The organism is Sphingomonas sp. IC081, assembly GCF_006874585.1.
Lineage (GTDB): Bacteria > Pseudomonadota > Alphaproteobacteria > Sphingomonadales > Sphingomonadaceae > Novosphingobium.
In genome coordinates this window covers 1,615,658-1,636,714 of the sequence record NZ_CP029761.1, presented here as the reverse complement: position 1 = coordinate 1,636,714, position 21,057 = coordinate 1,615,658, and the positions used below count along the sequence as shown (strand labels likewise).

The following is a 21,057-nucleotide window of genomic DNA, read 5'->3' as shown; positions in this document are numbered from 1 at the left end:
GACGGGTTTCGCGCAAGAATATCGCCATGATTGTCTATGATCTCGAGTGCCGCTCGGCGCGCCACCGTTTCGAGGGCTGGTTCAAGTCCTCGGACGACTTCGCACGCCAGCAGGAACGCGGCCTGCTCTGCTGCCCGCAATGCGGCACCGATGAAGTGGAGAAGGCGTTGCAGGCGCCGCGACTGACCCGCAAGGGCAACCAGCGTAGCGAGCCGGTTCCGACCCGTGCGCCGCAGCCGCCTGCCGCACCCGCCGCACCGGTGGCCAGCGTGCCGCTGCCGCCGCAGGCGGTGGAACTGATCCACAAACTGGCGACGATGCAGGCCGAGGCGCTCAAGGACAGCCGCTATGTCGGCAGGAATTTTGCAGAGGATGCCCGCGCCATGCATTACGGCGAGCGCGAGCACGAAGTGATCCACGGCGAAGCCAGTGCCGAGCAGGCTCAGGAACTGATCGAGGAAGGCATTGCCGTCGCGGCCCTTCCGTTTCCGGTGGTTCCCCCCGAAAGCGCGAACTGAACGAATTGCCAATTCCGGTTCCTCACGGTAGGAGGCCGGGCAGGGGCGCCCGTAGCTCAGCCGGATAGAGCACCAGATTCCTAATCTGGGGGCCGTGAGTTCGAATCTCGCCGGGCGCACCAAAAACCTACATAAAACCAATGATTTAGACGGCGACCTTGGGGTCGCCGTCTTTGCTTTGCGCCCTCTGGCATACGATTTGGCATACGGTCGTGTGAACAGGCGTGAACGGGAGCGAACAGAATCACGCGAAAATTGAACCGCGTGAATTCGAATCGCTACGGTGGTCCCATCGAAAACAGGGACTGAACACGTGTTAAAATCTTGGACTGTGCAGGAATTGAACGGCCTTTTGAGGAGGGGCGTGACGTTCCGAGCGAAATGCCCGCGCACCAAAGGGCTGGCCATCGAGAACAAGCCTCGCGGGTGCGTTTGGGAGTGGCAACGGCGGGTCGCAGGTACTGCAAGAACGATTCGTCTGGGGCAGTACCCTGCCATGGGAATTGCGGACGCTCGCGCGAAGGCTGCGGAGATGAACGAAGACCTCGCAGCCGGAATTGACGTTTACGTCAAATATGGTGCTGGCGTTGCGAAGATCGACCCGGCAAAGCCCGTCCGTGGGCGCATGACGTGCGCTCAGGCGTGGGAAGTCCACCTCGCTCGATCCACGAACAAAGAAAGCACAAAGCGGGACAAATGGGGCTTTTGGAAAAAGCACTGGCAGCCCGCCATTGGCGACCGACTGGTGACAGAGATCAAGTATGACGACCTCATGGACGTGGTTGAAGACCTTCGAGATGAAGGTAAGGACGGCGCAGCCGATACAGGTATCCGATATGTGAAAAAGTTCTTCGCATGGGCGGAGGCGAACCCACGCCTCACGGGATTGAGCGAGACCCCGGCCCGCAAGCTCCGGCCCGAGGCGGTGACGAAACGGACCCGCTTTTTCACCGATCAGGAAATTTGCTGGTTTTGGTCGGCGGTGGGGGAACTCACTCCGGTGTGGCGTGATTTTTTCCTGACCCTTCTCCTCACGGGTCAGCGCAGGAGTGAAATCCGACTGCTAGCGCGCGAAGAGGTCGAGGATCGCCACCTCAATATCGGACCTGAGCGGATGAAGAACAATCTTCGCCACCTCTTGCCACCGGGACCGATGGCGTGGCGGTTGATCTCGGAACGGATGGCGCGCCACAATTCCCGGTTCGTGTTCCAGTCGCCGATTTCCATTGATGAGGACGCGCCCATCGGTGGAGTGTCGAAGGCGATGGCGAAGCTCCGGGGCCTCATGGCGGAACAGGCTGAGGAGGCCGGGGCGGTCATTGAGCGATGGACGATTCACGATCTCCGCAGGACGTTCCGGACCGGTGCTGCCAACATCCGTGGCAAGGATGAGCGCCGGGTGCTGGAGAAGGATCATATCGAGCGGGTCATGAGCCACAAGATCGGCGGCGTTGAGGCCCACTATGACCACTCGGACTATTTTCCGGATAAGAGGTTTGTGCTGACGACGTGGGAGAACCGTCTCCGAGAGATCGTCGGGAAAGAGGCGTTCGAATTATATTGAATCGAACTTGAGCGAATCTGTACTCGTTCGTCATCTTAAACAAGGATGAACGAGTACTTACAATGCTGAGCACAAACGCAAACGATATGGAGTATGCAGCCTTTAACGCAATTCGGTCCGATGCAGATCGTCTTATGACAAATCGGGAGGTCTGTCAGAAGATCAACCTGAGCAGGACTTGGTTATATCACGCGGAACGGGATGGCCGCTTCCCCAATTCTGTCGCGGTTGGCCAGAGGAGGTTTTGGCGATCCAGCGCGGTCGAAAAATGGATAGCCTCACTCTGAGTGATAGGTTGAAGCGAAAAAGCCCGGAGCGATCCGGGCTTTTCGTTGGTCAGTTGAAGGTCGGTTCGTCGGGCATCGTCGAATGATCGTAGACCATGCTTCGGTTGAACATCGAGGCGTGAAACTCGAACAACTCGCGCATGGATTCGTCCGACATCTCCTCCCCATCGTCGTCGATGACCACCGGAGTGGGCACGAATGTAAGGGGCTCGGCGAACCCGAGGGGGTTGAAATCATCAGGGGTGAAGCGATCACGCTCGACAAGCTCATAGTATTCAGCGTCGGTGATCGTCATTGTGGAGCGGCGTGCAAAATTGACCCCCTTAGCGGGGTGATCGGCGTCTAAAATTGACCCCCTTCATCTCATTGTGAGAAGCGCCGCCGTTTCGGTTCCGGACGGCGGGTACAGGGATGTTGGTTGTGGAGACGATTACGAGGATCCGTCGGGAGCACCGGGACGGTAAGCCGATCAAGGCGATAGCGCGGGATTTGCGGCTGTCGCGCAACACGGTGCGCAAGGCGATCCGGGCGCCGAACGCGGATGCCAGTTACGAGCGCAAGGAACAGCATCGGCCGCAGACCGGCCCTTTCAGCACTCGCCTGGAAGAACTGCTTGAAGAGAACGAAGGGCTGCCCCGGCGTGACCGGCTTCGCATGACGCGGATCCATGATCTGCTTCAGCGCGAAGGGTTTGGCGGCTCTTATGACGCTGTGCGGCGCTATGCTGCACGCTGGAAGCGTGAGCGTCGCGTTGACGCCGGCGATATGACCAAGGCGTTCATCCCGTTGATGTACCGGCCCGGCGAGGCTTACCAGTTCGACTGGAGCCATGAGGACGTCGAGATCGCCGGCAAGCCAATGCGCGTGAAGGTCGCGCATATGCGGTTTTGCTGGTCACGGGCACCATTTGTCCGTGCCTATCCTCGCGAGACGCAAGAGATGGTGTTCGACGCACATGCCCGCGCCTTTGCCTTCTTCGGTGGGATTCCGACGCGCGGCATCTACGACAATATGAAGACGGCGGTGACGACGGTGTTCACCGGCAAGGAACGCCTGTTCAACCGGCGGTTTCTGATCATGACGGACCACTATCGCGTTGAGCCGGTGGCCTGTAGTCCTGCCGCAGGGTGGGAGAAGGGTCAGGTCGAGAACCAGGTTCAGACCAGTAGGGAGCGCCTGTTCAAGCCGCGCCTGCGCTTTGCCAGCCTCGAGGAACTGAACATCTGGCTGGAAGCCGAGTGCCGGCGCTGGGCGGAACGCAACCAGCATCCTGACCAGGAAGGCATGACGATCGCGCAGGCGCTGGAGGTGGAGCGGCCGATGCTGCAACCGCTACCGGTTCCCTTCGACGGGTTCTTCGAGAGCGAACACGTAGCCAGTTCGACGTGCCTCGTGAGCTTCGATCGCAATCGGTACTCGGTGATGGCAAAGGCGGCCCATCAGGCTGTGCAGGTGCGGGCCTATGCAACGCGCATCGTGATCCGCTGCGACGGCGCTGTCGTGGCCGAACACGAACGGGTCTTCGGCCGGAACCAGACAATCTTCGATCCATGGCACTACCTGCCCATCCTCGCCCGCAAGCCCGGTGCGTTGCGCAATGGTGCTCCCTTCCAGGACTGGGCTCTCCCACCTGCACTGGCCCAATTGCGGCGTAAGTTGGGCAAGGGCGACGATGCCGACCGGCGCTTTGTACGCGTCCTCGCCGCTGTCCCCGAAGATGGCCTGGAGGCTGTCGAGGCCGCAGTGCGCGAGGCACTCAGCGCCGGTACTATCAGCGACGAGATCATCCTCAACATCCTGTCCCGTCGCCGCGAGCCTCATGATGCCCAGGCTATGGACGTCGTCGTCAACCTGAAGCTCAAGCATCCGCCAGAGGCGAACTGCGGCCGCTACGATACCGTGCGAGACCTCGATGCAGCGGCATGAGATCATGGCCGCCCTCAAGGGGCTGGGGCTCAAGGGCATGGTGGCGGCCTTCGATGATGCCGTCACCAACGGCATCCGCCGAGACAGAACGGTCATGGAGATGTTGGGCGACCTGTTGCGTGCGGAGACGGCGCACCGGGATGCGGCATCGATCCGTTATCGCATGACCGCAGCCAAGCTTCCGGCGATCAAGGACCTGGATGGGTTCATGTTCGATGGCACGCCGATCAACGAAGGACTGATCCGCTCGCTTCATACGGGCTCGTTCCTGCCGGAACGGCGCAATATCGTGCTGATCGGCGGAACAGGCACGGGCAAGACTCATCTGGCTCTCGCCATCACCGCCGCAGTGGTGCGCGCCGGTGCCAGAGGCCGATACTTCAATACGGTCGATCTGGTGAACCGGCTTGAGGAAGAGGCTCGCCTGGGCAAGGCCGGCAGCCTTGCCACCCAACTCTCGCGGCTTGATCTCGTGGTGCTTGACGAGCTCGGCTACCTGCCGTTCGCCCGGTCCGGTGGCCAGATGCTCTTCCACCTGATCAGCAAGCTCTACGAAAAGACCTCGGTCATTATCACGACCAATCTCGCCTTCGGCGAATGGCCGAGCGTCTTCCACGACCCCAAGATGACCACCGCTCTTCTCGATCGCATCACGCACCACTGCGACATCATCGAGACGGGCAATGACAGCTGGCGGTTCAAAAACCGGAACTGAGCCGAAAACCCCTTCCCCCGGACCCCCATCCCCGGCGGTTAACCCGGTGGGTCAACAGGGACCTCCCACGGACGCCGCCGCCAGCACACCTGACGGTGCGCGTCGTCGTCCGTGGGCCCCTCCTATCGACTACCGGGATAACCGCCAGACTACCGAAAGGTGGGGTCAATATTGGGCGCCGATAGGGGGTCAGTTTTGCGCGCCGGTTGACACTGTTTTCGGGCCATCTTGGAAGTACCGAGCGCCCCCAGAACCTTGAGCGCGCTCGCAATCGACCCACTACCGTCCTCGACCGCCGCAACGGTATTGACCATGATCCCGGCGCGGCGCGCGACTTCGGCCTTGCTCCATTTTAATTTCACACGCCGATGTCGGAATTGTTCGGCGAGGTTCGCACCACGGGCCAGCCCGACGATGTGGAAATCCAATGCCTCCATGGCCCGGATCATGAGGTCGAACGATCCCACGCCCTTTTCCAAGCGCGCGATAGCCTGCTCATTGGTGTCTAGTGGATTGACCGGAACGAAAGAGTCCAGTTGGGGATTCCCACTGGCTTGCTGGCGTGTCAGTCTCGGAGGATGCGTGATGGGATCAGCTTCATCGTTTCGGCCTCCGACCGTCAACGCCTGCACGACATCGTGTCGGCGCCCTTGAGTCCACAGAAACATGTCTGGCGCGCCCGTATCGTTCTTTTGAGCAGCGACGGCCTGGGCACCTCGGCGATTATGACGGCAACAGGAAAGTCGAAGACCTGCGTGTGGCGCTGGCAGGAGCGTTTCATGCACGAAGGCGTCGATGGCCTGCTCCGCGACAAGTCCCGTCCGCCCGGCAAGGCGCCGGTATTGCCCAAGCGCGTGGCCGAAATTGTCCGGCTTACGCAGGAACCGCCGCCGCATGAGGCAACCCACTGGACGGCGCGCGCGATGGCCAAAGCGGTCGGGCTTGCCGTTTCGACAGTGCAGTCGATCTGGAAGGCGCATGGGCTTGCTCCGCATCGCTGGCGCAGCTTCAAGCTGTCGAACGATCCGGCTTTCGCCGAAAAGCTCACCGAGATCGTCGGCCTCTATGTCGATCCCCCCGCCCATGCGGTGGTCCTGTCGATCGACGAGAAATCGCAGATACAGGCGCTCGACCGCACCCAGCCCGGTCTGCCGATGAAGAAGGGCCGCGCCGGCACCCTGACCCATGACTACAAGCGCCACGGCACGACCACGCTGTTCGCTGCGCTCAACGTGCTCGACGGAACCGTGATAGGGCAGAACATGCAGCGCCACCGCCACCAGGAGTTCATCCGCTTCCTCAATCGGATCGAGCGTGAAGTACCCAAGGGCAAGGCGATCCACGTGATCCTCGACAACTATGCCGCACACAAGAAGGACAAGGTCCAGGAGTGGCTCGCCCGCCATCCGCGCTGGACTTTCCACTTCACGCCGACATCTTCCTCATGGCTCAATGCCGTCGAGGGCTTCTTCGCAAAGCTGACCAGGCGGCGCCTTAAGCACGGCGTCTTCCACTCCGTCGTCGACCTCCAGGCTGCCATCAACCGGTTCATCCGGGAGTACAACGCCGACAACCCCAAGCCCTTCATCTGGAAGGCCAATCCGGACGAAATCATCGCGGCTCGAAATCGAGGGTTCCAAACGTTGGAGTCAATCCACTAGCCGTTTCGCGAGCGCGGATTGGGTCAATCCCTTCCCACGACGGGCCTGAACCAATTCATCGAGCAAAATCATAGCGCTGCACCATTCACATTTTGAGTGGTGCTCATGGTCGCTGGCAGGGGGAAGGGCAAGATCGTAAAAGTCAATTTTTTGAACTTACGACACCGAATTGCACTCGTTGACTAAATAACTGTGCAATGAATAAAAGAAACGCGAGCGGCGCGAAAACCGCACTTACGAAAGAAATTCTAGACGCCATTTATAGCTATGATTCGGAGAATGGATATTTCATCCGTTTGAACGACTCGGGAAAGTATCGAAAGGGTACTATTGCTGGATCGGTTCATAAGCATATCGGATATACCGAAATCCGCATAGGTGGTGTGAACTACTATGCTCACCGCCTCGCTAATCTGACGATGACGGGAGAATGGCCTTCGGCTCAAATGGACCACATCAACGGGCTTCGGTCCGACAATCGGTGGGCGAACCTGCGGGCTGCGTCACCTTCCGAGAACACCAGAAACCAACCGGGTTGGGCGAGTTCCGGTCACAAGTGCGTCACGACCTATGACACGCAGGCATTTGGCCCACGATACCGGGTCAAGGTCGTCCGCGAGGGCGAAACGTTCCAGCAGGTTTTCGCCGATCTCGAACAGGCGATCACCTTCCGCGATTCGACTATCCGTTATCACGACGGTGCCTTTGCGAATACCAGCCATCGCGACGATAACTGATTTCGAACTTCTAATTTAAAATCACATCATAGGAAAACGAAAAAGCCCGGAGTGATCCGGGCTTTTTCTATTTTGATTTTGCAATTGTTTTGGCGGGAGGTTGTTCTATCGCTGCGGTCGTCGCGACTGATATTGCGCGCTTGATGCCAGAAAGGTTATTTTTCCTTGCGACCAATGCGACTGCTCCATGCAGCACCTTGCCTTCGACGTTTTCACTTCCGACGCGTACCTTCCTCATGATTTGCATGACAGCGGGAGGATCGGCCTCGATCAGCGACAGGAGGGTCCGCGCAGGCCCTTCGGGTGCCCGTCGATCCTGTTCCCAGTCGCGGATCGTCGAGACCGGGATGTCGAAGGTTTCCGCGAATTTCGTCTGCGAGAGTTTTGTCTTGGCGCGGATCGCCTTCACGTCGGGGCCGCCAGCTACGCGCGCACGGGAGGTATCGCCACCCGCATACGCGATGGCGTCCTCTAGCCCTGCGGCTATTTTCTTAAATGCGAACTTGCTCATAATTGTTTTGCTTCCGTGGCGAGAACAGGCAGGTTTGTTATTTTTTGTAATTTGATTTCAGTATCTTACATAAGTCGGAGAGTTCGTTTTGTTCACTCTTGGTGAGTGACACTTTTTCGTTCTTTCCGAACACAGTGATGAGAAAGAGCGGAATGTCACCACCGCCATAGTAGGTGATGACCCGGTATCCACCAGACTTGCCGCCGCCCGGTTTCTTAACTCGAACTTTCCGGGCTCCGCCGCAGCCCTTCATGATGTCACCAGTTTCCGGGTCTGCGGCGAGCATGTCCACGACCGCAGCGCGCTCGTCATCTGACATACCCGCATCCGCTGCGTCTGCGATGAACGATTTGGTTTCAACGACACTGTGTAACATGTAGGCCGCTCTACGGCAATGCCGTATGGTCGTCAACCGCAAATCATACGGCAATGCCGTAGATCATTCGACCCTAAATATCGGATGCTGACTGACTCCGTCCTCCTCCAAGCCTTCCCGACCATGCCCGCCGCGACCCGCAAGATGGTCCTCGACCACGCTCCCGCCGCGATGGAGCGATTCCAGATCAACACCCCGCGCCGGGTCGCCGCGTTCCTCGGTCAACTCGCTCACGAAAGCGCCGGGTTCACGCGCATGATCGAGAACCTCAACTATTCGGCCAAGCGGTTGCGCGAGGTTTGGCCCAGCCGGTTCCCCAGCGCAGGCGTCGCCGCGCAGTATGCCAACCGTCCCGGAGCAATCGGGGCGCGTGCCTATGGCTCACGCATGGGCAACGGTGATGAGGTGTCCGGGGAAGGATTCAAGTTCCGTGGCCGCGCGTGGATTATGGTCACCGGACGGAACAACTACCTCGCGGTGGCGAAGGCCATGGGCATGACGCTCGACGAAACCGTGACCTATCTCGAAACCCCGGCTGGCGCATTCATGGCGTCGGCATGGTGGTGGCAGACCCATCGCCTCAACGAACTTGCCGATGGCTGGCAGATCACGGCCAGCACCAAGGTCATAAACGGTGGCGAGAACGGGCTCAAAGACCGCAAGGCGAAGTGCAACGCTGTTCTCGAAGCGCTGGAGGCCGCAGCATGACCCGCGCCGATCTCATCGCCCGTTGGGTCGCGGCAGGCTGCCCGGATGATGCCTTTTTCCGCTCTGAGGCCTCTCAGGGGAAGCTTGTGACGCTGGGGCTGCCGAAGTGGTGGGCCACGGTTCGGCTCATTCCACGGCCTGATGAGGGCAAGGGGAAGGGGAAGGGTAAACGGAAATGAAAAACGGGGCCAATCGGCCCCGTTTTCAATTTCACTTCAAATCATGTGGCGATTATCGATCCACCACTTCGCGGATCGGTTACCAATGATCTCTACGTCATTGCCTCCGCGCTCTAGGTATCCGCGCCGGATGTCCCCGGCCCATGCAATTTGCTTCTCCGAGCCGCTCAGAGCGCCAAGGCGCGGATCGTTGCCCTCATCCTCCATAGCATCGGCAAGGCGGCTATTCAGGTCACGTTTGCGCCATTTTTCCGCTGCCTCCACGTGCAGCTTCTTTTGCTCGTATTGCTCACGGTAAGCCGGGAAGTTGTCCGCGAACAGTTCTGCGTCGGCGATATTCCGGAACCAGATCGTTTCAAACGGCGCATTCTTGCCCCGGCGATAGACGTGCAACCGCATGGTTTCGACCCGTTCAAGCGGATAGAGGTCCGACGATCCAGCTTCGACGAGTTCGGCCCATTCGACATAGGTTTCGATGTCTGTGTCACCGATCAGGTCGAAATAGACCTTGAAGTTGTTGCGCAACTCAATTGAGTTTGGTGTTCTGCGAACTACTCGGTCGCGCGCCCCAAGAGTAATCGACGTGCGACCTTGAGACGCAAGAAACGTGTAGGCACTGGTGCTCGTGTCCTTTGATTTAAATTCGGTTCGGCGACGGCGCGGAATGCGTGTAAGATTGTAGATGCTCAAGTTAAGTTCCTTCAGATGGTTCTACAAAATTATGTAGTGCCATCTGTGCCGTCAAGCGGACGAATAATCCTCTTTTTTGTAGTGCCATTTTTGCATCTACCACTTTTTATGATATTCGTTTTTGAGATTTTTTACTTTGAAGTTATCGATTGCCGTGCGTGCTCGCCCATGCCCTGATGAGCGAAACGGACAGGCCAAGCGCGGAATTTAAAATTTGGCTTGTACGCCACGCCTCTACCATGTACGTACATGCCATGATATACGGAAACGAAAAGTCCTCGCGCTTTGAAATGCGAGCATCGCCCGAATGGTTGGTCGCCGTCGATGATTGGCGTCGTCAACAAGCCGTGATCCCGTCGAGGGCTGAGGCTATCAGGTTGCTAGCGGAAATCGGGCTTCAGGCTTCTGCGATAGCTTCCGAGGTCGGTGCCACTAGTGACGTTGGGAAGGCTGCCCACGATTCTGGAGGCGCGTTCATAATCGATCTCATCCATAAGAAGATCGCTCAGGGTCCAGTCGCTCATTTTCAAGGAAATCGGCATGATCCCGAGGGCCATCCCGGAGTAAAGTGAGGATCACCATGGGCCCAAGACGATGTCCGACGATCAGCTTGTCGAAGCATGGGATGCGGTCGAGGATGGCGAGCACCTGACCTCAGAGCCCGATTCAAAAGTGTCTCAAGCGTAGCAATATCTTGCGGTTCTGCGGATGAGCATGCGGATAGAAGCGATCGTGGCCCAGGCGGTAGACGAGGCGATGGTCGCCTCCCAGTCCTTTGCGAGGCGGCGGCACCGCCCCAGCCAGGCGAACGTGCGCTCGACGACCCAGCGGCGCGGGAGGACTTCGAAGCCCTCGGCCTTGTCGGAACGCTTGATGATCTCGATTACCCAATTCCCGACTTTGGCGAGTGCTCTCCTGAGCTTGTCTCCGGCGTAGCCACCATCGGCGAAGATATGGCGCAGCCAGGGGAAGCGCTGGCATATGCCTTTGAGCACGTCGACGGCGCCATCACGGTCCTGAATATCGGCGGTGTGCACGAGGATGGAGATCAGAAAACCGGAGGTGTCGGTCAGGATATGACGCTTGCGGCCTTTGACTTTCTTGCCCGCGTCATATCCACTCGGGCCGCCGCTTTCGGTCGTTTTCACGCTCTGGCTATCGATGATGCCCGCACTGGGAGAGGCTTCGCGCCCCTCGATCTCTCGCAGGTTCATGACCAGCAGCGTGTTCATCACCTCGAACAATCCCGCGTTACGCCAGGCGTAGAAATAGCGCCGAACCGTCGAGACCGGTGGAAAGCACTTGGGCAGCAGGCGCCAGGCACACCCGGCCGAAGCCAGATAGAGCAGCGCGTTGGCCACTTCGCGCATATTCGTGCTGCGCCGCCGACCGCCTTGCTTTGCCGGGGGAATGAACGGGGCCACCAGCGCCCACTCCTTATCCGTCATGTCGCTTGGATAACGCAGTCCCTTGCGGCTATGCTCCTCTCGAGCAATGCCAGTCCATGCCATTGATCACTCCATCTCTCGCAAGGACGGCGTGAATCATAACATGCTGGTATTGCTCAACAACTTTTGGATCGGGCTCTCAATGATATCCTTGCGAGATTATTGCCTCGATTTAATCTCGCGCGGGCTTGGTGCCTTGTTGAATTAATCTCGCACGGCTGCCGGCAGTGGCGGTTTTATCCTCGCACCGTTATTATTTTTCATCGTTGCTATGTCGGTCATAGATCATCAAGATTGCCCAATGTAATGTGACTTTGAAAGGATATTTCAGTGACTGCACCGGCAAAAGCGAAGCGGGGTCGGCCCTTCGGCGACGGGGGTATCGACGACGAGCGCCTGAGGGCCATCGCGATTCTTAGGCTGTCTGATCCGGCGATCTCCATTGCTGCCGCAGCTAGGAAGGGTTGCGGGCCGCTCAATGACGCGGAAATCCGTAGGTTGCAGGACAAGTGGAAGAAGCGCGGCAACGAATTCATGTCCGAAGTACGGAGCAAGCGAGAGGCCGAGGCGATGGCTGCGGCGGAAGCTGCGATAAAGGAAGTCTATGCGTCTGGTGTAACCGGTGGCCTTAATGTTGGCGTTTCGTCTATTTCGCCAACTAATTATTTTATGCCGTCAGGCATGGATGCCAGTATTTTTGATCGAATTAATGAGGAACAGAAATATCATGAGAAGATGGAGGCCGTTTCGCGCATGAATGTCAGGGACGAAATCTTCGATGTCAACGGCGGAGCAAAAGTCGGCCATTGGGCGGCGTAAAACCAGACCATCGTGTTACATGCCGGGGGGAGTGGCGTGAGGGCGTAGCCCGAGGGCCACTCCCCCCGGCATTGGCTTGATTTTCAGGGTTTGGTTTTGGCCTTGCGGGCCCGGCTGTGAGCGAGGCGATAGCTTTCGCCATTCATCTCGAGGATGCTGACGTGATGGGTCAGGCGATCGAGGAGCGCGCCTGTGAGACGCTCGGATCCGAAGGTTTCGGTCCATTCGTCGAAGGGCAGGTTGCTGGTGATCAAGGTGGAGCCGCGTTCGTAACGCTGGGAAATCAGCTCGAACAGCAGTTCGGAGCCGGTCTTGGAGAGCGGTACGAAGCCCAGTTCGTCGATGATGAGCAGTTTGTATCCGACCATCTGCTTCTGGAAGCGCAGGAGACGCCGCTCGTCGCGCGCCTCCATCATTTCGCTGACCAGCGCCGCCGCAGTGGTGAAGCCCACCGACAGCCCTTTCTGGCATGCTGCCAGTCCGAGCCCCAACGCTACGTGCGTCTTTCCGGTGCCAGATGGCCCCAGAGCGATGGCGTTCTCACGCCGCTCGATCCACTCGCAGCGCGCCATCTCAAGCACCTGCATCTTGTTGAGCCTGGGGATGACGGTGAAGTCGAAGCTGTCGAGGCTTTTGACGGCGGGGAAGCGCGCGGCCTTGATACGCCGCTCGACCATACGACGCTCCCTGTCGATCATTTCCATCTCGACGAGACGGGCGAGGAAGCGGATATGATCGACGCCTTCGGCGGCACATTGCCGCGCGAGCTTGTGATGCTCTCGCAGGCACGTAGGCAACTTGAGTGCCTTGAGATGATGAGCGAGAAGAAGCTCCGGGGCCTGATCGCTCATGCGGCTTCCTGCCTGTCGGAGAGCAGGCTCAGATAGGCTCTGGCAAAAGTCTTCTCGACCGTTGTGCGTGGCAGGAAGGGATAGACGTCCAGGTCGAGCCTGGGCGGTACGCGTTCGACCCGGCACAGGACGAGGTGCTTGACGGCATCGAAGCCGATGGCGCCAAGGGCGATGGCCTGTTCCACCGCCGCCTGGAGATCGGCGATGGCGAACGTTTCCAGCAGGCGCAGCACTTGCACATATTCGCGCCTGCCATGTTTGTGCATGCGCCCTTCCATCAGCCGCTGCAGTGTCGTGAACGCTTCGGGCAAATCCCAGCCCTGCAAAGGCGCGGCCTGGTCGAATGCGTTGATCTTCTGCTCGATCAGCGGGAGATAGTGGAGCGGGTTGAAGATAACCTCCTCGCGGGCATAGCAACGAGGATGACGGGCGATGACTTCGCTGCGGCAGCCGACCACCACCTCATCGACATAGGCCCTGATCCAGACTTCCTGATGGCCCCAGGCCACCGGAACCGAATAATCGTTGGTCCTGTAGCGCACCAGGGATTGCGAGGAGACCCGCCCGCCCGCCTGATCGCAGGCTTCGAAGGGTGTAGCGGGCAGAGGCTGCATGGCCGCGAGATCGCGTTGCAAGCGCTCACCGATCGTCTCGCTCTGTCCGCGCACCTTGTCCTGCTGGCGCTTGCGGCATTGCTCCTCCAGCCACATGTTGAAGGCCTCCCAGGTCGGGAACTTCGGGATCGGCACCATGAAATTGCGGCGGCAGTAACCAACCAGCCCTTCCACATTGCCTTTCTCGTTCCCCTTGCCCGGGCGGGCATAGCGGTCGCGGATCACGTAATGCGACAGGAAAGCGCTGAACAGCGTAGCACGCTTGCGCGTGCCGTCTGGCAGGATCTTCGCCACAAGACAGCGGTCGTTGTCGTAGACGATCGATCGCGGCACCGCCCCGAAGAACGCGAAGGCATGAACGTGACCGTCCACCCAGGCCTCCGCCACTGCCGCCGGATAGGCCCGCACATAGCAGGCATCACTGTGCGGCAGATCGAGCGCGAAGAAGTAGGCTTTCTGCAGGACCCCGCCGATCTCCACCAGAGCTTCCCCGAAATCGGCCTGCGCATCTCCCGCCGGGTGCGCCAGTGGCACGAACATTTCCCGGCTGCGCTGCTCGCGCTCGCGGATGTAATCCTTGATGATCGTATAGCCGCCGGTGAAACCATGCTCGGTGCGCAAACGGTCAAATACCCGCTTCGCCGTATGGCGCTGCTTGCGTGGGACACTGCGGTCCCCTTCAAGCCATCCATCGATGATCGCCACAAACCCGTCCAACTTCGGGCGCTGCGGTACAGACTGACGCCGGTAACCCGGTGGCGATGAAAATGACAGCATCTTGCGCACCGTATCGCGCGACACATTGAAACGCTTCGCCGCCGCCCGTTGGCTCATGCCATCCGCGCAAGCCAAACGGACCTGAAGATAAAGTTCCACGCTGTAGATCCCCACACCTCCCTGACTTGGCAGAAAGGCTTCAAGGTGGACGACTTTTACGCCGCCCGCAGCGGGACTATCCCGCCGCTAGCGTGGCCGAATATTGCTCCGCCGTTCTCAGGCATTCAAAACATATCATCTCGCTCATGACGAACAGATTATAAGCTGGTCTCCGGCATTAAGGCAAAATGATGTCTTCGAGGGGATTGCGGTACTGACTGATCGAAGGTTTGTTTATTACAGGAGCGGCTTGCTTACTGAAGCTATTGAGCCATGGCCATTGAGTAAGATCAATTCGATTGAGGCCCGCAAGGGTTTGCTATGGTATAGTCTCAAGCTTTTCACTGGCAACGATGTCCTCTCACTCACTTCAAATGAGAAAGTTGCCTGTGAGCGGGTGGCGCGCCATCTGCAAATTGCTGTCGGTATGATCAATGATGGCCTGTATGACGATCTCGATGACGGCTTTGAGGACGACGATGAGGCTGATGCTGGAGCAGGCGATCTCGTCGAATTGCTTCATAAGTTGGACGACCTGAAGAAAAAGGGAATCCTGACCGAAGAGGAATTCGCGCAAAAGAAGGCTGAAATACTCGCGCGAATATAAGCGTGTGGTCTAACCAGCGGCTGGCTATGATCTTCATCGAACATATTTTCGGTTATGACGCGCCCCCGATCTCGTTGACTAAATAGAATGTCAGGTCGTCACCTCTCGACCTCACCCGGTCGGTCGAGGCGCATTCCGACCGACCGGAGGATGCCCCATCGGGGGCGGATCGTGGTCGAGACCCTCGGGGAGGGGGTGGTTCGATCACGAAAACGTGCGTCTGGGAAACCGGCCGCCAAGTCACGCACGCGACGCCGCATTTCCGCAAGTTATTTTTCGGATCAGGCAAGGGGGTTACTGGCTGTATCTGCGCACGATTTCACTGGCTGCGTGAGATAGTTCAGGGAACAATGTGCTGCCGTTTATGCCCAGTCCGTCCAACTCGCGCCGGATTGGTGCTTTCGCTGATTGGGGAATGTCGATCATAGTGCGAGAGATCGTGTCCGGTGATTTGCTATTCCCTCTAACTCGAACGACTTTGAGGCCAAAAATTATGAATGCACCATGCTGTGCGATTATTCGGCTATTTTGCATTTTTGGCGTAACGTAGAACCCCTTTATTAAATCCTTCGGGTTAATTATTGGACGAAAGTGGGGTTTTTCCGCTCTGATAAACTGCAAAAGCCTGTCGCACGATCTTAGTTTGTTGAAATCATCTAATTCCATTTCTTCATTTCTGAGAAGTTCAGATTTTTCTTCATCCGTCAGATTTGCAAGGTTGGCGGCGCAAGATACGCTATCGCTATCAAAATACTTACGGCGACTTTTGGGCACGTCGTAGATAATCACTCGCCCGTCGATATCTCCATGTTTAGAGCGAGATGGCTCCGTGGCAAAGAATAGGGCGACTAGCGGGTTTGAAGATACATCCATTAATCTCGTAGGAAGGCCGTAGTGCTGCATTCGCACGAGTCGATCAAACATATTTAAATCTTGACTGAACTCCTGTGGGTGGATGGAATGCAGGTCTCTAATTGCGCTGTATTCATGGGTGAGAAGTTTTGAATTTTCTCTGAGTAATCCGGGATTGTCTAACCACTTTGAGTTTCGTTGTCCGCGAAATGTATGGATAGATGTTGATCGCTTGCTCAGTTTAGCTATTTCATTAATGTATTCAGTAACGCTTTCAATTCTTGATTCAGTAGTCATAATTTCCTCAAAATTAAATGCGAATGCTTATGCATAATGTTGTGGTTCCGACAAGGCGCTCCGTTGGGATTTGTATAGAGCATAAATACCGGGGTCATGCCCCGCACATCAACACCCACAATCATCAAGGAAAAGGCCGGTAACCCCGGCAAACGTCCTCTCAACCGATCCGAACCCCAACCCTCTGGCGGTCCCATTCGCCCCACGGTGATGACTGCCGCTGCCCGCAAGGTTTGGGTGCGCCTCATCGATGCCATGCCTCGTGAGGTCTATACCGCATGTGATGGGGCACTCCTCGCCGCCTACTGCGAAGCTGTGGCCGCCCACCAGACTGCGACGAAGCTGATCGCCGCTAAGGATTTCGAAGCAATCGGCGCAGGCTCGACCGGTCAATCCGTCATCCACCCCGCTTACAAGCTTCAGGCCGATCAGGTGCGGCTCATTGCCACCCTCGGGCAGCGACTTGGACTCGACCCTATCGCCCGACAGGCCATCAACAGCACCCCGGCTCAGACCGATGAGGGAGACCCGTTCGCGTCTCTGATCCACTGATGTGGCGGGATACGGCGCGTGCCGACCGCGTCATCAATTTTCTCAACCTGCTTCCCATCGTTGACGGCCCTGCGAAGGGCCAGCGCTTCCACGTCGATCCTTGGCTGGAGGCGTGGATTCGTGACATCTACGAGCCCCATGGCGACGGTGATCGACCGTCACGTCTCGTGCGTCGTGCTGTCCTCTCAGTTGCGCGGAAAAACGCAAAATCCTACGCAGTGGCGGGCCTGCTTCTCGCGCATCTGGTCGGTCCGGAAGCGCAGGAGAACGCGCAAATCTATTCCTGTGCAAATGACCGTGAACAGGCATCGGTTATTTTCCGCATGTGCTCCAACATGATCCGTGCGACCCCCGCGCTCGACCGGATTCTCAAGGTTGTACCCTCGACGAAGACCATTTTCGTCCGGGCATCAAATGTCAAAGGCGCGGGATCGACGTACAAGGCGCTGTCGGCAGAATCTTCCACCAAGCACGGTCTTGGTCCTGCGTTCTTCGTCTTCGACGAACTCGGCGAAGCCCGAGACGATGAACTTTGGAACACGATGCTGGATGGTCAGCAGGCCATTGAAAGTCCGCTAGCGATTGCGATCAGCACGCAGACCAACGATCCGCAGCATCCCCTGTCATTGATGATCGATGACGGCCTTCGTCGAGACGATGACGGTAACAAGATCGATGAGACCATCGTTGTCCACCTTCATGCCGCCGATGAGGGCTGCGACCTTCTCGATGAGGCGCAATGGGTCAAGGCAAACCCGGCCCTGCTCCACTGGAAATCTTTCGAACCGATCCGCGCCGCAGCGCAGGAAGCTTCCCGAATGGCCTCAAAAGAGGCCAATTTCCGCCTTCGTTATCTCAATCAACGGGTCAATCCCTTCACGACGCTGATCAGTCAGGCTGCGTGGAAGGCGTGTCGCGCCGACGCGGTGGAGTTCGTGGAGGGCGATCCCGTCTATCTGGCTCTCGACATGTCTCGGCGCACCGACTTGACCGCGCTGGTGATGGTTAGCGCCGACGATAGCGCGCGCGTTCGCGCATGGTTCTGGAAACCCGCCGACCTCGTTGCCGAGCACAGCAAGCGCGACGGTGTCAGGTATGATCTTTATGCACAGCAAGGTCGCCTCGAAACCTGCCCCGGATTGCTCATCACGCCGCGCCAGATCGCGGGTACCCATCCGGCGGATCCCGCCTTGCCGATGAGGTAAGGGACCGGTCTTAAGTGCGCTCTTAAGAGTGCGCTTAGGAGCGGTCGATGGGTCAGATGACAGTGTTTTCCGGGCCGGAGCGGCGTCGCCGTTGGAGCGACGAGGAACGGCTGGAGATCCTGAGCGAGGCCTTCGCACCCGGGGCCTGCGTCGCCGAGGTCGCACGGCGACGTGATGTGTCGACCGCGCTGGTCTACACGTGGCGGCGTAAGCTGCGCGATGCTCACTCCGAGCCCGAACCGGACGATTTGGCGGCTCCCGATTTCGCCGCGGCCGTGATGATCGAAGATCTCGACGTCGCTCCTTCCGGCCTGCAGCCCGCGATCGTCATCGACCTGGCCCGCGGCAAGCGGATCAGCATTTTTGCCTCGGCTTTGCCGGCGCTGGTGGCTTCGGCGTTGAAGGCATTGCGATGATCCCCTCAGGCGCCCGTGTTTGGATCGCGATGGGGCACACGGATATGAGGAAGGGGATGCAGGGACTGGCCTTGCTGGTCCAACAGGGCCTCAAGCGCGATCCCCATGGCGGCGATCTGTTCGTGTTCCGCGGGCGGGCCGGATCTCTGGTGAAGCTGATCTGGCACGACGGGATCGGCATGTCGCTCTACGCCAAGCGGCTCGAGAAGGGTCGCTTCGTCTGGCCATCGGCCAAGGACGGGATGGTGTCGCTGACAGCTTCGCAACTCGCCTGCCTGCTCGATGGGATCGACTGGCGGAACCCGCAGTATTCCTGGCGTCCGCAGAGCGCTGGATAGGGGCGTCGTTTTCTTCTCCAGCGGAGCATTTTGCGCTTCATTTGGGCGGGTTTCTGTGATTCCGTCGCGGTCATGGAAGTCGTCGTTTCGCCCCTTCCTGACGATATCGAAGCGCTTAAGGCGCTGCTGACGAGCGCGACCCAGCGGGCTAATGAGGCCGAGGCCAAGCTCGCCAATGCCCATGCCCGGGAGAGCGCCACCGAGGCCGTGATCGCGCACCTCAAACTGCAGATCGCCAAGCTCAGGCGCGAGCAGTACGGCGCCAGCGCCGAGCGCACCCGTCGCCTGCTCGACCAGATGGAGTTGCAGCTCGAAGATCTCGAGGCCGACGCCGCCGAGGACGATCTTGCTGCCGAGGTTGCGGCCGAGAAGACCGCGACCGTCACCGCCTTCGAACGCAAGCGGCCATCCCGGAAGCCGTTTCCAGAACACCTGCCGCGCGAGCGTGTCGTCGTGCCGGCGCCATGCTCTTGCCCGGCCTGCGGCGGCAGCAGGCTATCGAAGCTGGGCGAGGACGTCACCGAGACGCTCGAGGTGATCCCGCGCGCATGGAAGGTCGTCCAGACCGTGCGCGAGAAGTTCTCCTGCCGGAATTGCGAGACGATCACACAGCCGCCGGCGCCCTTCCACGTCGTGCCGCGTGGCTGGGCTGGCCCCAGCTTCCTCGCCATGCTGCTGTTCGAGAAGTACGGCCAGCACCAGCCCCTCAACCGTCAGGCCGAGCGCTTCGCCCGCGAAGGCGTGCCGCTGAGCACCTCGACGCTTGCCGACCAGGTCGGTGCCGCCGCCTTTGCGCTGATGCCGCTCTATCGCCTCATCGAGGCGCACGTCCTCGCTGCCGAGCGATTGCATGGCGACGATACGACCGTGCCCGTCATGGCCAAGGTGAAGACCGATACGGCCAGACTCTGGGTCTACGTGCGCGATGACCGACCGTTCGCTGGCGCCGATCCGCCCGCAGCGCTGTTCCACTACTCGCGCGATCGGCGCGGAGATCATCCAAGAGCGCATCTATCGTCGTGGTCAGGGATCCTGCAGGCCGATGCCTATGGTGGTTACGGCGAGCTCTATGCTCCCGGACGCATGCCTGCGCCCGTGCTTGAGGCCGGCTGCTTTGCCCACGCGAGGCGCAAGTTCTTCGAGCTCGCCGACGTTGCCAGCGCAGCCCGCAAGAAGGGCCGTGGCGAGCATGCCGGCATGATCTACCCGATCGCACTCGAGGCCGTGCAGCGGATCGATGCCTTGTTTGATATCGAGCGCGGCATCAACGGTAATGACGCGGCAGAGCGGTTCGCTGTGCGCCAGGAACTGAGTGGGCCACTCATGGCCGAGCTTCACGCCTGGCTCACCACCCAACTCGCCAGGCTGTCGCGCAACCACGATCTCGCCAAGGCCATCAACTACATGCTCCGGCGCTGGGACGCCTTCACCCGCTTCCTCGACGACGGCCGGGTCTGCCTGACCAACAACGCCGCAGAACGCGCTCTGCGTTGCGTGCCGCTCGGCCGGAAAGCCTGGCTATTCTGCGGATCCGATCGTGGCGGTCAGCGCGCGGCTGTCCTCTACACCTTGATCCAGACCGCCCGCCTGAACGACATCGATCCCCAGGCTTGGCTCGCGGACGTGCTCGCTCGCATCGCTGAGCATCCGGTTCGCCAACTCGACGAGCTGCTGCCATGGAACTGGCAGCCAACCCAGCGCTCGATCACCACCTGATCCGCGCTACGCCGCGGCTTTCACCGGATGGCTACGATCGCGGACAAGATTGCGGAACTCGTCTATACGTACGATGTGCGCGGTCTGGCCTATGATCGGTACTATACCCGCGAGCTTCTCGGCCACTTCGATGAACTCGGGCTTTCGGCCACGAGCGGGGATAACGATTATGGTGCGCTGCGCGTGATCGATTGGGGGCAGGGGTATGCTTCGATGTCGCCTGCGGTCACGGCCTTTGAAGAGGCCATTGTGACTGGTACGCTGGTCCACGACGGTGACCCGCTACTCACGATGTGCACGATGAATGCCATGGTGATCACCGACCCTGCCGGGAACCGCAAGCTGGACAAGTCTAAATCGCGCTATCGGATCGATGGAGCGGTCGCGCTGGCCATGGCGCTCGGCCTCAAGGTTCGCGATGGCAACGCGGCACCTCCCGTCAGTCCGTGGGAAGACCCGGATTTCTCGATCTCGGGACTATAAGGCGGCGATCCACGTGAGCCCGGCTAGTGAATCAGGCGGAAAAGCATTGCAAAGCCGAAACCGACGCCCGCCGACACCCGAAGTATTTTCTTCTCGGGGGCGGGAAAAGGG

At 59.0% G+C, this 21,057-nt stretch carries 26 protein-coding genes and 1 tRNA gene; 18 read left to right on the top strand and 9 right to left on the bottom strand.

Annotation, left to right across the window (positions count from 1 at the left end):
- The first annotated feature begins 26 nt into the window (after positions 1-26).
- The 4 genes from DM450_RS07905 to DM450_RS26535 all read left to right on the top strand — a co-directional run bounded on the left by DM450_RS07905 (position 27) and on the right by DM450_RS26535 (position 2,369).
- A complete protein-coding gene (locus DM450_RS07905) occupies positions 27-518 on the top strand; it encodes a DUF1178 family protein (protein WP_142633930.1) in 492 nt (163 codons plus the stop codon).
- Between the two features lie 45 nt (positions 519-563).
- A tRNA-Arg gene (locus DM450_RS07900) sits at positions 564-640 on the top strand.
- Between the two features lie 161 nt (positions 641-801).
- Positions 802-2,082 carry an integrase family protein gene (locus tag DM450_RS07895; RefSeq protein WP_312846170.1) on the top strand — a complete coding sequence of 427 codons (1,281 nt, stop codon included), beginning with the start codon at positions 802-804 and terminating at the stop codon, positions 2,080-2,082.
- A 62-nt stretch (positions 2,083-2,144) separates the two neighbouring features.
- Positions 2,145-2,369 (top strand): helix-turn-helix transcriptional regulator, encoded by a 225-nt coding sequence (locus DM450_RS26535; RefSeq protein WP_142633926.1) that lies wholly within the window; start codon positions 2,145-2,147, stop codon positions 2,367-2,369.
- A 49-nt stretch (positions 2,370-2,418) separates the two neighbouring features.
- On the opposite strand, the gene DM450_RS07885 is transcribed toward DM450_RS26535, so the two are convergent.
- Positions 2,419-2,664: a hypothetical protein gene (locus DM450_RS07885; RefSeq protein ID WP_142633924.1), complete on the bottom strand. Its 246-nt coding sequence runs from the start codon at positions 2,662-2,664 to the stop codon at positions 2,419-2,421.
- Positions 2,665-2,780: 116 nt separating this feature from the next.
- On the opposite strand from DM450_RS07885, the gene istA (DM450_RS07880) reads away from it, so the two are divergent.
- Together istA (DM450_RS07880) and istB (DM450_RS07875) are read left to right on the top strand one after the other, a co-directional pair.
- Positions 2,781-4,295, top strand: coding sequence for an IS21 family transposase (gene istA, locus DM450_RS07880; protein WP_142632652.1), 1,515 nt, complete (start codon positions 2,781-2,783; stop codon positions 4,293-4,295).
- Positions 4,282-5,010 carry an IS21-like element ISSsp4 family helper ATPase IstB gene (gene istB / locus DM450_RS07875; RefSeq protein ID WP_013831348.1) on the top strand — a complete coding sequence of 243 codons (729 nt, stop codon included), beginning with the start codon at positions 4,282-4,284 and terminating at the stop codon, positions 5,008-5,010. Before istA (DM450_RS07880) ends, istB (DM450_RS07875) begins: the two co-directional genes overlap by 14 nt.
- Positions 5,011-5,159: 149 nt before the next feature.
- Here istB (DM450_RS07875) and DM450_RS07870 read toward each other — a convergent pair whose 3' ends face one another.
- Positions 5,160-5,477, bottom strand: coding sequence for a helix-turn-helix transcriptional regulator (locus tag DM450_RS07870; protein ID WP_142633923.1), 318 nt, complete (start codon positions 5,475-5,477; stop codon positions 5,160-5,162).
- Positions 5,478-5,588: 111 nt separating this feature from the next.
- Between DM450_RS07870 and DM450_RS07865 the strand changes: the two genes are divergently transcribed.
- Together DM450_RS07865 and DM450_RS07860 are read left to right on the top strand one after the other, a co-directional pair.
- Positions 5,589-6,671, top strand: a complete 1,083-nt coding sequence (locus tag DM450_RS07865; protein ID WP_142632508.1) for an IS630 family transposase — start codon at positions 5,589-5,591, stop codon at positions 6,669-6,671.
- A gap of 197 nt (positions 6,672-6,868) precedes the next feature.
- Positions 6,869-7,408 (top strand): HNH endonuclease signature motif containing protein, encoded by a 540-nt coding sequence (locus tag DM450_RS07860; RefSeq protein ID WP_142633920.1) that lies wholly within the window; start codon positions 6,869-6,871, stop codon positions 7,406-7,408.
- Positions 7,409-7,475: 67 nt separating this feature from the next.
- Here the strand turns inward: DM450_RS07860 and DM450_RS07855 are convergent, their stop codons facing one another.
- Together DM450_RS07855 and DM450_RS07850 are read right to left on the bottom strand one after the other, a co-directional pair.
- Positions 7,476-7,919, bottom strand: coding sequence for a helix-turn-helix domain-containing protein (locus DM450_RS07855; protein ID WP_142633918.1), 444 nt, complete (start codon positions 7,917-7,919; stop codon positions 7,476-7,478).
- A 37-nt stretch (positions 7,920-7,956) separates the two neighbouring features.
- Positions 7,957-8,295, bottom strand: a complete 339-nt coding sequence (locus DM450_RS07850; protein WP_142633916.1) for a type II toxin-antitoxin system RelE/ParE family toxin — start codon at positions 8,293-8,295, stop codon at positions 7,957-7,959.
- An 84-nt stretch (positions 8,296-8,379) separates the two neighbouring features.
- Between DM450_RS07850 and DM450_RS07845 the strand changes: the two genes are divergently transcribed.
- Together DM450_RS07845 and DM450_RS07840 are read left to right on the top strand one after the other, a co-directional pair.
- The gene (locus tag DM450_RS07845) at positions 8,380-9,003 is read left to right on the top strand and encodes a glycoside hydrolase family 19 protein (protein WP_142633914.1); all 624 of its coding nucleotides are present in this window, start codon (positions 8,380-8,382) and stop codon (positions 9,001-9,003) included.
- On the top strand, positions 9,000-9,182 hold the full coding sequence (locus DM450_RS07840) for a hypothetical protein (RefSeq protein WP_142633912.1): 183 nt from the start codon (positions 9,000-9,002) through the stop codon (positions 9,180-9,182). Before DM450_RS07845 ends, DM450_RS07840 begins: the two co-directional genes overlap by 4 nt.
- A 36-nt stretch (positions 9,183-9,218) precedes the next feature.
- On the opposite strand, the gene DM450_RS07835 is transcribed toward DM450_RS07840, so the two are convergent.
- Positions 9,219-9,872 (bottom strand): hypothetical protein, encoded by a 654-nt coding sequence (locus DM450_RS07835; RefSeq protein ID WP_142633910.1) that lies wholly within the window; start codon positions 9,870-9,872, stop codon positions 9,219-9,221.
- Between the two features lie 677 nt (positions 9,873-10,549).
- Positions 10,550-11,383, bottom strand: a complete 834-nt coding sequence (locus DM450_RS07830; protein WP_142632654.1) for an IS5 family transposase — start codon at positions 11,381-11,383, stop codon at positions 10,550-10,552.
- 267 nt (positions 11,384-11,650) lie between these two features.
- Here DM450_RS07830 and DM450_RS07825 point away from each other — a divergent pair, with 267 nt between their 5' ends.
- Entirely contained in the window at positions 11,651-12,139 is a 489-nt protein-coding gene (locus tag DM450_RS07825; RefSeq protein ID WP_142633908.1) for a hypothetical protein, read from the top strand.
- A gap of 83 nt (positions 12,140-12,222) precedes the next feature.
- On the opposite strand, the gene istB (DM450_RS07820) is transcribed toward DM450_RS07825, so the two are convergent.
- Together istB (DM450_RS07820) and istA (DM450_RS07815) are read right to left on the bottom strand one after the other, a co-directional pair.
- A complete protein-coding gene (gene istB, locus DM450_RS07820; RefSeq protein WP_142633906.1) occupies positions 12,223-12,990 on the bottom strand; it encodes an IS21-like element ISSsp5 family helper ATPase IstB in 768 nt (255 codons plus the stop codon).
- Complete coding sequence (gene istA / locus DM450_RS07815; RefSeq protein WP_142633904.1) at positions 12,987-14,480, bottom strand: IS21 family transposase; 1,494 nt, start codon at positions 14,478-14,480, stop codon at positions 12,987-12,989. Before istA (DM450_RS07815) ends, istB (DM450_RS07820) begins: the two co-directional genes overlap by 4 nt.
- 103 nt (positions 14,481-14,583) lie before the next feature.
- On the opposite strand from istA (DM450_RS07815), the gene DM450_RS25780 reads away from it, so the two are divergent.
- Positions 14,584-15,087 (top strand): SHOCT domain-containing protein, encoded by a 504-nt coding sequence (locus tag DM450_RS25780; RefSeq protein ID WP_185928737.1) that lies wholly within the window; start codon positions 14,584-14,586, stop codon positions 15,085-15,087.
- A gap of 294 nt (positions 15,088-15,381) precedes the next feature.
- Here DM450_RS25780 and DM450_RS07805 read toward each other — a convergent pair whose 3' ends face one another.
- The gene (locus DM450_RS07805) at positions 15,382-16,236 is read right to left on the bottom strand and encodes an FRG domain-containing protein (RefSeq protein ID WP_142633902.1); all 855 of its coding nucleotides are present in this window, start codon (positions 16,234-16,236) and stop codon (positions 15,382-15,384) included.
- A gap of 96 nt (positions 16,237-16,332) precedes the next feature.
- Here DM450_RS07805 and DM450_RS07800 point away from each other — a divergent pair, with 96 nt between their 5' ends.
- The 6 genes from DM450_RS07800 to DM450_RS07775 all read left to right on the top strand — a co-directional run bounded on the left by DM450_RS07800 (position 16,333) and on the right by DM450_RS07775 (position 20,946).
- On the top strand, positions 16,333-16,788 hold the full coding sequence (locus tag DM450_RS07800; protein WP_142633899.1) for a phage terminase small subunit P27 family: 456 nt from the start codon (positions 16,333-16,335) through the stop codon (positions 16,786-16,788).
- The gene (locus DM450_RS07795) at positions 16,788-17,993 is read left to right on the top strand and encodes a terminase large subunit domain-containing protein (RefSeq protein WP_142633897.1); all 1,206 of its coding nucleotides are present in this window, start codon (positions 16,788-16,790) and stop codon (positions 17,991-17,993) included. Before DM450_RS07800 ends, DM450_RS07795 begins: the two co-directional genes overlap by 1 nt.
- Positions 17,994-18,040: 47 nt before the next feature.
- Positions 18,041-18,409 (top strand): IS66-like element accessory protein TnpA, encoded by a 369-nt coding sequence (gene tnpA / locus DM450_RS07790; RefSeq protein ID WP_142633895.1) that lies wholly within the window; start codon positions 18,041-18,043, stop codon positions 18,407-18,409.
- Positions 18,406-18,747 (top strand): IS66 family insertion sequence element accessory protein TnpB, encoded by a 342-nt coding sequence (gene tnpB, locus DM450_RS07785; RefSeq protein ID WP_036524680.1) that lies wholly within the window; start codon positions 18,406-18,408, stop codon positions 18,745-18,747. Before tnpA ends, tnpB begins: the two co-directional genes overlap by 4 nt.
- A 72-nt stretch (positions 18,748-18,819) precedes the next feature.
- The gene (tnpC, locus tag DM450_RS07780) at positions 18,820-20,463 is read left to right on the top strand and encodes an IS66 family transposase (RefSeq protein ID WP_142633891.1); all 1,644 of its coding nucleotides are present in this window, start codon (positions 18,820-18,822) and stop codon (positions 20,461-20,463) included.
- A 27-nt stretch (positions 20,464-20,490) separates the two neighbouring features.
- Positions 20,491-20,946 (top strand): terminase TerL endonuclease subunit, encoded by a 456-nt coding sequence (locus DM450_RS07775; protein ID WP_142633889.1) that lies wholly within the window; start codon positions 20,491-20,493, stop codon positions 20,944-20,946.
- Positions 20,947-21,057 lie beyond the last annotated feature (111 nt).

Coding starts and splice junctions, on each gene's coding strand:
- DM450_RS07885 (WP_142633924.1), bottom strand. CDS start 2,664: ATGACGATCACCGACGCTGAATACTATGAGCTTGTCGAGCGTGATCGC.
- DM450_RS07845 (WP_142633914.1), top strand. CDS start 8,380: ATGCTGACTGACTCCGTCCTCCTCCAAGCCTTCCCGACCATGCCCGCC.
- DM450_RS26535 (WP_142633926.1), top strand. CDS start 2,145: ATGCTGAGCACAAACGCAAACGATATGGAGTATGCAGCCTTTAACGCA.
- DM450_RS07850 (WP_142633916.1), bottom strand. CDS start 8,295: ATGTTACACAGTGTCGTTGAAACCAAATCGTTCATCGCAGACGCAGCG.
- tnpA (WP_142633895.1), top strand. CDS start 18,041: ATGGGTCAGATGACAGTGTTTTCCGGGCCGGAGCGGCGTCGCCGTTGG.
- DM450_RS07775 (WP_142633889.1), top strand. CDS start 20,491: ATGGCTACGATCGCGGACAAGATTGCGGAACTCGTCTATACGTACGAT.
- DM450_RS07840 (WP_142633912.1), top strand. CDS start 9,000: ATGACCCGCGCCGATCTCATCGCCCGTTGGGTCGCGGCAGGCTGCCCG.
- DM450_RS07795 (WP_142633897.1), top strand. CDS start 16,788: ATGTGGCGGGATACGGCGCGTGCCGACCGCGTCATCAATTTTCTCAAC.
- DM450_RS07800 (WP_142633899.1), top strand. CDS start 16,333: ATGCCCCGCACATCAACACCCACAATCATCAAGGAAAAGGCCGGTAAC.
- istA (WP_142632652.1), top strand. CDS start 2,781: ATGTTGGTTGTGGAGACGATTACGAGGATCCGTCGGGAGCACCGGGAC.
- DM450_RS07805 (WP_142633902.1), bottom strand. CDS start 16,236: ATGACTACTGAATCAAGAATTGAAAGCGTTACTGAATACATTAATGAA.
- DM450_RS07865 (WP_142632508.1), top strand. CDS start 5,589: ATGCGTGATGGGATCAGCTTCATCGTTTCGGCCTCCGACCGTCAACGC.
- istB (WP_013831348.1), top strand. CDS start 4,282: ATGCAGCGGCATGAGATCATGGCCGCCCTCAAGGGGCTGGGGCTCAAG.
- DM450_RS07855 (WP_142633918.1), bottom strand. CDS start 7,919: ATGAGCAAGTTCGCATTTAAGAAAATAGCCGCAGGGCTAGAGGACGCC.
- DM450_RS07830 (WP_142632654.1), bottom strand. CDS start 11,383: ATGGCATGGACTGGCATTGCTCGAGAGGAGCATAGCCGCAAGGGACTG.
- tnpB (WP_036524680.1), top strand. CDS start 18,406: ATGATCCCCTCAGGCGCCCGTGTTTGGATCGCGATGGGGCACACGGAT.
- istB (WP_142633906.1), bottom strand. CDS start 12,990: ATGAGCGATCAGGCCCCGGAGCTTCTTCTCGCTCATCATCTCAAGGCA.
- DM450_RS07905 (WP_142633930.1), top strand. CDS start 27: ATGATTGTCTATGATCTCGAGTGCCGCTCGGCGCGCCACCGTTTCGAG.
- tnpC (WP_142633891.1), top strand. CDS start 18,820: ATGGAAGTCGTCGTTTCGCCCCTTCCTGACGATATCGAAGCGCTTAAG.
- DM450_RS07860 (WP_142633920.1), top strand. CDS start 6,869: ATGAATAAAAGAAACGCGAGCGGCGCGAAAACCGCACTTACGAAAGAA.